A 10,808-nucleotide genomic window follows, 5' to 3' on the forward strand; every position below is an offset into this window, starting at 1 on the left:
GTACCCCGCCTGTGGAGGGACGAACCGCCGGCGAGCGCGGGCTGGTGCTCGGCTCAGGAATCGCGCGGACAGCGGTGTGCGAGCCCGCGCTCGCCGGCGGTTCGTCCCTCCACAGGCGGGGTACCGGCTCCGTTGTCCCGATCCTGGTCACGGGCCCCGGCCCGATGTCGGTGGTTGCTGATTCAATAAACGTATGAGAAGTTCGGGTGACGCGGCGCAGGCGGTCGAGGCGGTGCGCGCGGGCGAGACGGCGCAGACGCTCGACGCGGTGCGCGCGCTCGCCGGTCTCGCGGCGGGGCTCGCCCGCTCCTCGGCGCCGGTGCTGCTCGCGGGGGCCGTCGCCCTGCACACGGCGTACCGGGCAGCGCTGCTCGTGCCGGAGTCGTTCGCGCGGGGGAGTCGTCTCTCCCGGAGCGAGGCGGGAGACCTCGTGGAGCGCTCGATCCGAGCCGAGTTCGCGACGGCGCTCGGGATGTCGGAGCGCGTGGCGTCTCGGCGTCTCGAGCACGCTCGGCTCCTCATCGAGGACCTCCCGGCGACCCGCACCCTCCTGGCCGAGGCCCGGATCCTCTGGGAGGCCGGCGAGGTCGTCTGCGCCGCCGCCGCGACCCTCCCCGCTCCGTCGCGCGCGTCCTTCGACGAGCGGGCGGCCACCGCGGCGCTCTCGCAGACGCCCACCCAGCTCCGCCGGACCGTGGCGCGGCTGCGCGACGAGCTGCACGAGCAGCCGTTCACCGAGCGCCACGCCCGCGCCCGCGAGGACCGCAGCGTGTGGCTCGGCGCCGAGGCCGACGGCATGGCCACGCTCTGCGCCCTGCTGCCGGCCCCGGTCGCGGTCGGCGCCTACAACCGTCTCGACCGCATCGCCCGCTCGCTCCGCGACGGGGCGGACGCGGCGGGGATCGGGTTCGGTGCAGGTGCAGGTGCAGGTGCAGGTGCAGGTGCAGGTGCAGGTGCGAGTGCGAGTGCGAGTGCGAGTGCGAGTGCGACTGCGACTGCGACTGCACAGAGCGGTGCTGGTGCCCGTGGCGATGCCCGGGTAGCAGTCGGTGCGGGAACGGACGCTGGTGCTGGTGCTGGTGCTGGTGCTGGTGCTGGTGCCGGGCTCGGCGCGGAGACGGGTAACGGCGCCGGTGGAGACGCTGACATCTCCCTCGGCGACGGCCGGACGCTCGCGCAGCTGCGGGCCGACGCGCTCGTCGATCTGCTCATCGACGGCGACATCTCCGCAGACGGATCCTCGGGAGAAGGAGCGAGCGCCGTCCGTGCCTCGGGCTCCGGAATCCACGCCTCGGGCTCCGGAATCCACGCCTCGGTCTCCGGAGTCCGCGCCGACGTGCGCCTCACCCTGGCCGCCAGCACCGCCGTCGGCCTCGACGACGCGCCGGCCGAACTCGACGGCTACGGTCTCGTCCCCGCCGACGTCGCCCGGGAGCTCGTCCGCACGGCGGCCACCTTCACGCGGGTGCTGACCGATCCGGACACGGGAGTGGTGACGTCGGTCGGCAGGACCCTCCGCGTCCCGCCCCCTCGGATGCGCCTCCAGCTGCAGCTGCGCGACCGGACCTGCCGGTTCCCCGGCTGCACCCGCTCGTCCTCGACGGCCGAGGCCGACCACACCCTCGAGTGGCGGAACGGAGGCGAGACCGCCCTCGGCAACCTGGCCTCGCTCTGCGTCGCGCACCACCACGTCCGCCACGGCGACCGCTGGACCTACGCCCTCCATCCGGACGGCACCGTCGTCTGGACGACCCCCACCGGCCGTCGGATCACCGACCGACTGCGGGCGCTGCCCGGGGCTCCGCTGCCGCCCACGCGACGACCGACGCCGCAGTCGGCGCAAGAACCGGAGCCGGAGCCGGAGCCGGAGCCGCAGCTGAAGCCCGAGCCCGAGCCGGAGCCGGAGCCGCAGCCGCAGCCGCAGCCGCAGCCGCAGCCGCCACGATCTTCGTCCTCGCTGTTGTGGTCGTCGCGACCGTCGTCACCTCGGGCGTCCCCCTCGGTGCTGTCGCCGACGCGGCCGCGGTTCGTGGACGCGTCTCCGCCGTTCTGATCCGCAGCCCGACATGCCGGGCGATTCGACACTCCGTCGGACGCGAGGCGGTGAATCGCCGCGCCTGGACACGCCCAGGCGCCCTCGCGCTCTCTCACCTCCGGCGCCGCGAGGTCCGTCGGCACGTTCGCGCTTCGTCGGGCCCCGAGCACCGGGCCCCGAGCCCCGAGCCCCGAGCACCGTGTCCCGGAGCCCCGAGCCCCGTGTCCCGTCGTGCTTCGGCGCTTCGGGGCGTCGGCCCCCGCGTCACGGCCCCCGCGTCCCGGTCCGCCCCGTCCCGGTCCGCCCCGTCCCACTCCGGCCGGCGGACGCGCCGGACGCGCCGGACGCGCCGGACGCGCCGTCCGCGCCGGAGAGCCGTCGAACTCAGGAGATCACAACCGGGCGACCTCCACGTGATTCACGTTTTCCGGCGCCCGCCGCCCGCCGCGTCCGTCGGCGGCCCGCCGCCCGCCGCGTCCGTCGGCGGCCCGCCGCGTCCGTGGGTCCTCTCCTGCCCTGTCCTCTCCTGCCCCGTCCGGTCAGGAGCCTCCCGCCGCGGCGACCGCTCCACTCCGCCCGTGCCGCCACCCGTGCCGCCACCCGTGCCTCCGCCCGTGCCTCCGCCCGTGCCTCTGCCCGCCCTCACCGGATGCCGCTGCGCGCGAACCCCTGCACGAAGTAGCGCTGGAAGCACAGGAACAGCAGCACCATCGGCAGCACCGACACCAGCGCCAGCGCCATGCTCGCGCTGTAGTCCGGCGTCGACTGGCCCTTGAGGTAGAGCAGGCCGATCGGCAGCGTGAACAGCTCGTTGTCCTTCAGAGCGATCAGCGGCCAGGCGAAGTCGTTCCAGCTGCCGAGCAGAGTCAGCAGGATCAGGACGGCGATCAGCGGCTTCGAGAGCGGCAGCACGATCTGCAGGAACACCCGCAGGTGGCCGGCCCCGTCGATCCGCGCCGCCTCGATCAGCTCCTCCGGGATGGAGAGGAAGAACTGCCGGGCGAGGAAGATCCCGAAGGCCGCCGCTGCTCCGGGCAGGATCACCGACCAGTAGGTGCCGTAGATCTGCAGTCCGGTCACGAGCTTGAACTGCGCGACCATGATCGCCTGCACCGGGATCATCATCGTGGCCAGTGCGAGCAGGAACAGCAGGTTCCGCCCGGGGAAGCGCAGCCGCGCGAAGCCCCAGCCGGCCAGCAGGTTCACCACGACGGTGAACACCGTGACGAACACCCCGATCACGACCGAGTTGACGAACCACTCGCCCACGGGGAAGCGCGCGAACACCGTCGCGAAGTTCTCGAACGAGATCTCGCTCGGCCAGAAGCGGGGCGGGCCGGGCGCGAACACCTCGCCGCGCGGCGAGAAGGCGATGACGAGCATCCAGTACAGCGGGAAGAACACGATCGCCGAGGCGACGATCGCGACGACGAGACGGACGACGAGTCCGGAGCGGGAGCCGTCGCGGCGGGAGGGGCGCCGGCGCGGGGTCTCGCGGGCTGTGGCCGCGGCGACCGCGGCGGGCGTGGTGGCGGTGGAGGACGACATGAGGGCTCCTAGTCGACGAGGTCGCGCGTGCGGCTCGTGCGCCACTGCAGATAGGTGAAGGCGAGGGAGACCAGCAGGATGACGACGCCGAGCGCGGCGCCGTAGCCCTGCTCGCGGACCTGGAAGCCGTTGCGGTACGCGTAGGTGCCGAGCACCGACGTGGAGAAGCCGGGGCCGCCGCCCGTCATCACGAAGACGATGTCGAAGACCTGGAACGAGGCGATCACGTTCATGATCAGCAGGAAGAAGGTGGACGGGCCGACCAGCGGCACCGTCAGTGCGCGGAACTGCTGCCAGCGCGTCGCTCCGTCGATCCGTGCGGCCTCGTAGAGCTCGGGCGAGACGCTCTGCAGGCCCGCCAGGTAGATCACCATGTTGAAGCCGATCCGCAGCCACACCGCGGTCAGCATCACCGAGATCATCGCCGCGGAGCCGTCCGACTGCCACGCGACCGGCGAGGCGCCCAGCGAGCTCAGCACCTTGTTCACGATGCCCGAGGACTCGCTGAAGATCGTGACCGCGATCATCCCGGAGGCGACGCCCGAGATCACCAGGGGCAGCACGATCACCGTGCGGAAGATCCCGCGCGCGGGCAGGACGGAGTTGAGCAGCACGGCCAGGCCGAGGCCGCCGGCGAGCTCGAGCGGCACGGTGACCGCGGTGAAGAGGAGCGTGTTGCCCAGGCTCTGCCAGAACACCGGGTCGGCGCCCATCCGCAGGTAGTTCGCGAAGCCGACCCACTCGGGCGTGCCGAAGCCGCGCGACTCCTGGAACGAGAGCTGGATCGCCCAGAGGATCGGCACGAACAGGAACAGCGCCATCAGGAGCAGGTTCGGGCCGACGAAGCCGAAGCCGGCGAGGGCCTCGCGCCTGCGGGCCGACCGCGGCCGGGCGGAGGAGCCCGCCCGGCCGCGGAGGGTGGTGGCGGTCATCAGCTGGTCGCCTGCTGGATGGCCGCATCGAGGCCGGAGAGGGTCTCCTCGGTGCTGCGTCCGCCGACGAACGCCTCCTCGAGCTGGTCCTGCATCGCGACCGAGATCTTCGCGAGGAACGGCGAGGTGAGCTGCTGCACGTCCCGCGGCGTGATCGTCGCGGCCTGCTCGACGAAGACTGGCATCACGTCCGGGCGCACCGCGAAGTCGATCGACGCGGGGTCGATGTCGGACCGGGTGGGCAGCTCGTTCGTCGCCGCGCAGAACTCGGCCATGGTGTCGGCCTGCGTCATGAACGAGAGGAACTCGGTCGCGAGCTCGGGGTTGTCGGTGTCGGCCGTGGCGACGAGGGCGTTGCCGCCGAGGTCGGTCGCGCCGCGCTCGTCGACGGGCATCGGCGTGGCGGTCCACTCGAAGTCGGCGAGGTCGTCGATGTCCGGCACCAGGAAGGACCCGGCGAAGGCCATCGCCGCGGTCTGCTCCGTGAAGAAGGAGTCGGCGTAGGTGGCGGACTTCACCGAGCTGGTCGGCGGGACCCAGTCGTTGTCGAAGAAGCTCTTCGTGAAGTCCAGGGCCTTCGCGCCCGCGGCGGAGTCGATCGCCGGAGTGGTGCCGTCCTCCTCCAGGAGCGTGCCGTCGGCCTCGAACAGCCAGCTCAGCCAGCGGGGCGTGCCGCCGAGCTGCCAGTTGTAGACGAACGGGTACTGCTCGGCGGGCAGGCTCGCGCGCAGCTTCGCGGAGGCGTCGGCGAACTCCTCCCAGGTCCACGCCTCGTCGGCGGTGGTCGGCACGTCGGTGATGCCGGCCGCCGCGAGCAGCTGCGTGTTCACCAGCAGCGCCGACACGTCGGTCTGGTGCGGGACGCCGTAGGGCTTCCCCTCGAACGAGACGGCCTCCTGGAACGCGGGCGTGAAGGAGTCGAAGTCGTCGATCCGGTCGGTCAGGTCGAGCAGCTGCTCCTGGCTGGAGTAGACGCCGAGGTTGCCGTAGTCGACGCGGAACACGTCGGGGGCCTCGCCCGACGACAGCTGCGCGTCGATGTTGCTGAACATCTGGTCGTAGGGCACGACGTTGAGCTCGACGCTCGCCCCCTCGTGCTCGGCCTCGAAGTCGGTGATCAGCGACTCGAAGGCCGCCTGCTCGGACTCGCTGGCCCAGGTGGTGAAGGTGATCGAGTCGGCGTCGGCCGAACCGCCGCCTCCTCCTCCGAAGCCGCTGCAGCCGGTGAGGGCGGCGGTCGACGCCAGGACGGCGGCGAGGAAGATGAATCGTCTGCGCATGGGTGGTCTCCTGCTGTGAAGGGTCGGACGGGGGCGGGGTCGGAGGGCCGCGTCAGGCGGGGCGGCGGAGGGCGGTCTCGACGAGCGAGACGAGGCCGTGCGGGCCGAGCTGGCCGGCGAGCAGGTCGAGCGGAGTGGGGACGGGCAGCGCCGAGGCGGCGCGGCCGAGGCGGGAGGCGGGCACGGGGGCGGCCTCGCGCTCCTCCGGCTCCGGGTCGGCGAGGGCCAGCGCGACAGTGGCGGCCACGTCCTCGACCGCGCGGACGCAGCCGAAGCGGATGATCCGCTCGTCGTCGATCAGGGCCTCGCCGTAGCCCGCGCGGAACGCCGAGCGCTGCACGTCGCTGATCGGCCGCGAGTAGATGACGCCCAGCTCGATCAGGAGCAGGTCGGCCTCCCGCGGGGCGACGGTGGCCTCGTCGAAGTCGATCAGCCAGGGGCGGCCGCTCTCGTCGATGACGACGTTGCCGGGATGCGGGTCGCCGTGGAGGGGCACGCGGGAGGTGGGCGTGCGGGCGCGCTTCAGCCGTCGCTCAGCGCCGGCGAGGGCGTCGAGGCGGGAGCGGTTCCCGCGCCAGAGCGCGGTGAGGCGGGGGCGGAACTCCGGCTGCGCATCGATCCTCTCGTCGGTCTCGGCGAGGAGGTCGGCGAGCGGACGGCGGACACGGCGGATGCCCCGCCGCACGGGAGGCGCGAGGGTCGGCGGCTCGGCGTCGTGCACGGAGCGCAGGACCGCGCCGAACCCCTCCCAGTCGAGGGCGTCCTCGCCGGAGTCGACCGCGTCCTCGCCGAGGATCCACGGCGCGACCGAGACCCGCATCCCGCGGTCCTCCGCCCAGGGGCGCCCGTCGGAGGCGCGGTGCGGCGCCGCGACGCCCGGCACCCCCGACTCTCCCAGCGACGCCGAGAGCGCGAGGCCGAAGCGCCCGTCGCGGGCCGACGCCTTGACGCTCCACAGCTCCCCGGAGCCGTCGGCCGCGCACCAGACGCGCGCTCCGTGGTCGAGTCCGCCGACGACGGGCTCCAGGTCGACGAGGCCGACGCCGAACTCGCGGCGCACCAGAGCGCGCGCCCACGCGCCCGCCTCCTCGATCGTGTCCATCCCGCTCATGCTGACGTGCGGGCGCCCCGCGAGCAGGTGCTTGCGCGATCGGTGATCGTAGGCATGGGTGCGGGCTGAGCCGCGTCTCAGGCTCGCGCGGGGAAGAGGGCGAGCCGCTGCTCCGTCCCCTGCTGCCGGACCGTGAGAACGGGAGCCGCGAGCGCGTGACCGTGGTGGTAGCCCGTCACCGACTCGGGGGCGTCCGCAGCGGTGAGGGGTAGGAACGCTATCGGCGAGAGGTCCGCGTCGGCGCGGAACAGCGAGAGCGCCATCGAGGTGACGACGGCCAGCAGCACGGGGTCCGGCTTCGCCGCGCGCAGCGCCGGGAGGTCGACCGCGGCTCCGGCGACCGCGAGCGTCCGCAGCGAGGCCAGTGTCTCCGGAGTGTTCAGCACCGCGGTGGCGCCGCCGTCCGGATGCTCGGCCCGCAGCCTCTCGAGGCTCGGCCGGGACCACCGCTCCTCGACGCGCCGTCGGATCCCGAAGCCGAGCACCGCGACGATCACCGCGGCCACCGCGAGCACCACGCCCCACCCTCCGTAGAGCTGGAACGCCCGGGCACCCGACCACGCCGCCGCGACGACCACCGTCGCCCCGAAGAACGCCTCGCTCCCGAGCGACCGCAGCCGGGTCGACTGCACCTCCTGCGTCACGAGCGCTCCTCCGGGTCGGGCGGACCTCCGGGCGGGATCACGTCAGCGCATGATCGCACCGGCGCCTGCGGGTCGGGCGGGGATCCGTCCCCTCGCGCGCGAGGCCGGCTCAGCGCCCGCGCCGCGCCCGCGGATCGGTGAGGAGTCGGACCGGGGGGAGGTCGGCCAGTTCGGGGGACACGAAGCCCAGCACGTCGGAGTGGTGGTCGGCGGAGGCACGGCGGAGGAAGGACCAGCACTTGAGCGAGGACGGGCGCCGGTCGAGGGGGAGGGGAGCGGCCTCCACGATGATCACGGTGGCGGAGCGGTGCAGGATCCGCACGGGCACGCGGCTCTCGCGGCCGTCGACGGTCCAGCTGGAGACGCCGCGGATGCGGCCGTCCTCGCGGTCGACGCCGACGGTGAGGACGCTCCGGAAGTCGTCGGACGCGGCGCCCATGCCGATCTGGAAGTCGCCGTCGGCGCCGTCGAGCACGAAGGCGACGTCGAGTCCGCGGCGGTGCCGGACGGTGAAGGTGGCGAGCAGGGGACCGCTCCCGAACCTCGGGGCCTCGTCGCGGGCCTGCCGGACACGCTGCTCCGCGTCGTCCCTGTCCATGGAGCCACTCCTGCCGTTCGCGCGGAGCGGGGCCCGCGCGCCCGTCGAGCCTAGGGGGAGCGGGACGGCGTCACCCCGCCCGAGGCAGCGTCACCCGGAAGCGGGCGCCGACGGGCCCCGCCTCCGCCACGAGGTCGCCGCCGAGAGCCCTCGCCAGCCCGCGCGCGATCGGCAGGCCGAGGCCCGAGCCGCCGTCGGCGCGGTTGCGGGCGTCGTCGAGGCGGACGAGGCGGTCGAAGACGCGCTCGCGGTCGGCCTCGGCGACGCCGGGGCCGTCGTCGTCGACGGTGATCGTGACGGAGTCGGCGGCCGCCTCGACGGCGACGTCGATCCGGGAGCGGGCGAAGCGGGCGCCGTTCTCGAGGAGGTTGCCGAGCACCTGAGCCAGCCGGTCGGCGTCGGCGCTGACCAGGAGCGGCTCGGCGGGCCGCTGCAGCTCGATCGCGAGGCCCGGGCGGCGCAGCTCCTGGCGCTCGATCGCGGCCTCGGCGACGACCGCGGGGTCCAGCGGACGCGACTCCAGAGCCAGGCCCTCGTCCAGCCGCGCCATCAGCAGCATGTCCTGGATGAGGCGACCCGCGCGCAGCGACTCCCGCACGACGTGCACCGAGAGGCGCTCGCGCTCCTGCTCGCCGCCGTCGCCGCGGACGAGGGCGTCGGCGGCGGCCTGGATGCCGGCGACCGGCGTCCGCAGCTCGTGCGCGGCGTCCGAGACGAACGCGCGCATCCGCTGCTCCGCCGCGAGGGCCGTCGCCTCGGCGGCGAGGGCGCTGCGCTCGGCCTGCTCGAGGTCGTCGAGCATCTCGTCGAACGCGGTCGCGGTGCGGCCGAGCTCGGTCCGCGGACGGGAGGGGCGCAGCCGCCGCCCGCGGTCGCCGTGCGCGATGTCGCGGGCCACGTCGGTCATCCGCTCGAGGGGCCGGAGGGTCGCGCGGACCACGACGATCAGCGCGAGCGCGGCCAGCAGGAGGAACACGGCCGACGCGCCGAGCAGGATCCCGTTCAGCTGCGCGAGGGTGCTGCCGACCGATCCGGCCTCGCTGGTGAGCTCGAGGCGGGTGCCGTCGCTCAGGGTCGACTCGAGGGTGATCAGCTCGTCGTCGGCGGCGACGCTGCTCGAGACGACGGTGACGGCGGCGGAGGCGGCTCGGGGCGAGACGGCTCCGGAGGAGGAGCTCGTGCCGGGCGGCGACGGCGGCTCTCCGAGCTGGTCGGCGGCTCCAGGGCCCAGGCGCAGCTGCTCCGGGCTCGGCCCGGCCACGACGTCCTCGCCCTCGGGGCTCGTGATCCGCACCGAGACGCCCTGCGCCGAGAGGCGCGAGGCGAGGGCGTCGTCGGCGATCGTGCCGACCAGCGCGGCGGCGGCGGAGGCGCGGTCCTGCAGCCGCTCCTCGATCTGGTCGCGGAGGCGCTCGCCGAGCACCGCCTGCACCGTCGCCGAGAGGGCCAGGAGCAGCACGGCCAGCAGAGCGAGCACGGCCAGGACGGTGCGGAGGCGGAGCGAGCCCGTCCGCAGCGCGCCCGGCTGGGCGCGGCTCACGCCTCCACCCGGTAGCCGAGGCCGCGGACGGTGTGCACGAGCCGGTCGCCGTGCGCCTCCATCTTCTTGCGGAGGGAGCTGAGGTGCACCTCGACGAGGTTCGGGTCGACGTGGTCGTAGCCCCAGACCTGCGTGAGGATCTGGGTCTTGGTGAGGGTGCGGCCGCGGTTCCCGGCGAGGAAGGCGAGGAGGCGGAACTCGGTCGCGGTGAGGTCGAGGGCGACGCCGCCGCGGCGGGCGCGGCCCGACTCCGGGTCGACGACGAGGTCTCCGATCTCGACGACGGACGGGATGCGGCCGCGGCGGCGCAGCACGGCGGTCACGCGCTTGACGAGCTCGGCGAGCACGAACGGCTTCACCACGTAGTCGTCGACGCCCTCGTCGAAGCCGCGGAGGCGGTCGTCGACCGCGTCGCGGGCGGTGAGCATGATCACGGCCGCGTCGCTGCTGCGGCGGATCCGCTCGGCGAGCACGATGCCGCTCGGGCCGGGGAGCATCCAGTCGAGGATCACCAGGTCCGGAGCGAAGGTGCTCAGCTCGCGGGCGAGGTCCTCGCCGGAGACGAGACCGCGGACCGTGAAGCGCTCGCTGCGCAGCGCGGTCTCGACGGAGGAGCGGATGGCGTCGTCGTCCTCGATGAGGAGCACGCGGGCGGAGGAGGGCATGTGCTCGAACCTAGGGGCCGCGGATCGGGGCGCACCCGGCGTCTGCTGTGGAGGGTCTGTTCTTAAGTCCGGCTTCAGATTCGCCTTCGAATCTGAAATGGAACCGGCCGCAACCGATCCCGAACGGGGTCGGCACCGGGCCGGAACGAGGAGACACCCATGACCGAGTCGACCACCCCCGCCGAGAAGGGCTCGAGCTTCGGGCCGCGCCGTCCGAAGAAGCGCGCCCTGACCATCGGCATCGCCGTCGGCGCCCTCGGACTCGTCGCGCTCGGCTCGACCGCCGCGTTCGCCGCGACGCCGTCGAGCACGCCGACCTCCAGCGCCACACCGCTGCACTCCACCTCGACCGACGCTCCGTCCACCGGTGCGCCGTCGACCGGTGCGCCGTCGACGGACGCGCCCGCCGAGGGCACCGCTCCCACCCCGCCCGGCCCCGGCCGGCGGGGCCGCAC

The 10,808-nt window shown here is 73.9% G+C and carries 10 protein-coding genes; 2 read left to right on the plus strand and 8 right to left on the minus strand.

Annotated elements, in window-relative coordinates; translation table 11 throughout:
- Positions 1–193 precede the first annotated feature (193 nt).
- Positions 194–2,053 (plus strand): HNH endonuclease signature motif containing protein, encoded by a 1,860-nt coding sequence (locus C5C49_RS16360; RefSeq protein WP_104346599.1) that lies wholly within the window; start codon positions 194–196, stop codon positions 2,051–2,053.
- A 624-nt stretch (positions 2,054–2,677) separates the two neighbouring features.
- Here C5C49_RS16360 and C5C49_RS16365 read toward each other — a convergent pair.
- The 8 genes from C5C49_RS16365 to C5C49_RS16400 form a co-directional block, all read right to left on the minus strand.
- Positions 2,678–3,583, minus strand: coding sequence for a carbohydrate ABC transporter permease (locus tag C5C49_RS16365; protein ID WP_104346600.1), 906 nt, complete (start codon positions 3,581–3,583; stop codon positions 2,678–2,680).
- An 8-nt stretch (positions 3,584–3,591) separates the two neighbouring features.
- Positions 3,592–4,515, minus strand: coding sequence for a carbohydrate ABC transporter permease (locus tag C5C49_RS16370; RefSeq protein WP_104239656.1), 924 nt, complete (start codon positions 4,513–4,515; stop codon positions 3,592–3,594).
- Positions 4,515–5,795: a sugar ABC transporter substrate-binding protein gene (locus C5C49_RS16375; protein ID WP_258068491.1), complete on the minus strand. Its 1,281-nt coding sequence runs from the start codon at positions 5,793–5,795 to the stop codon at positions 4,515–4,517. The genes C5C49_RS16370 and C5C49_RS16375 overlap by 1 nt, the downstream gene beginning before the upstream one ends.
- A gap of 52 nt (positions 5,796–5,847) precedes the next feature.
- Positions 5,848–6,897: an aminoglycoside phosphotransferase family protein gene (locus tag C5C49_RS16380; RefSeq protein ID WP_104346601.1), complete on the minus strand. Its 1,050-nt coding sequence runs from the start codon at positions 6,895–6,897 to the stop codon at positions 5,848–5,850.
- Positions 6,898–6,983: 86 nt separating this feature from the next.
- Complete coding sequence (locus C5C49_RS16385) at positions 6,984–7,550, minus strand: hypothetical protein (protein WP_104346602.1); 567 nt, start codon at positions 7,548–7,550, stop codon at positions 6,984–6,986.
- A 109-nt stretch (positions 7,551–7,659) separates the two neighbouring features.
- On the minus strand, positions 7,660–8,148 hold the full coding sequence (locus C5C49_RS16390; protein ID WP_104346603.1) for a hypothetical protein: 489 nt from the start codon (positions 8,146–8,148) through the stop codon (positions 7,660–7,662).
- A gap of 70 nt (positions 8,149–8,218) precedes the next feature.
- On the minus strand, positions 8,219–9,688 hold the full coding sequence (locus C5C49_RS16395) for a cell wall metabolism sensor histidine kinase WalK (protein WP_104346604.1): 1,470 nt from the start codon (positions 9,686–9,688) through the stop codon (positions 8,219–8,221).
- Positions 9,685–10,353, minus strand: a complete 669-nt coding sequence (locus tag C5C49_RS16400) for a response regulator transcription factor (protein ID WP_104225192.1) — start codon at positions 10,351–10,353, stop codon at positions 9,685–9,687. Before C5C49_RS16400 ends, C5C49_RS16395 begins: the two co-directional genes overlap by 4 nt.
- A 159-nt stretch (positions 10,354–10,512) precedes the next feature.
- On the opposite strand from C5C49_RS16400, the gene C5C49_RS16405 reads away from it, so the two are divergent.
- Positions 10,513–10,808, plus strand: a 296-nt coding sequence (locus C5C49_RS16405; protein ID WP_374953856.1) for a hypothetical protein, incomplete at its 3' end; no start/stop codon positions are given.

The organism is Rathayibacter sp. AY1E2 (assembly GCF_002932325.1).
Lineage (GTDB): Bacteria > Actinomycetota > Actinomycetes > Actinomycetales > Microbacteriaceae > Rathayibacter.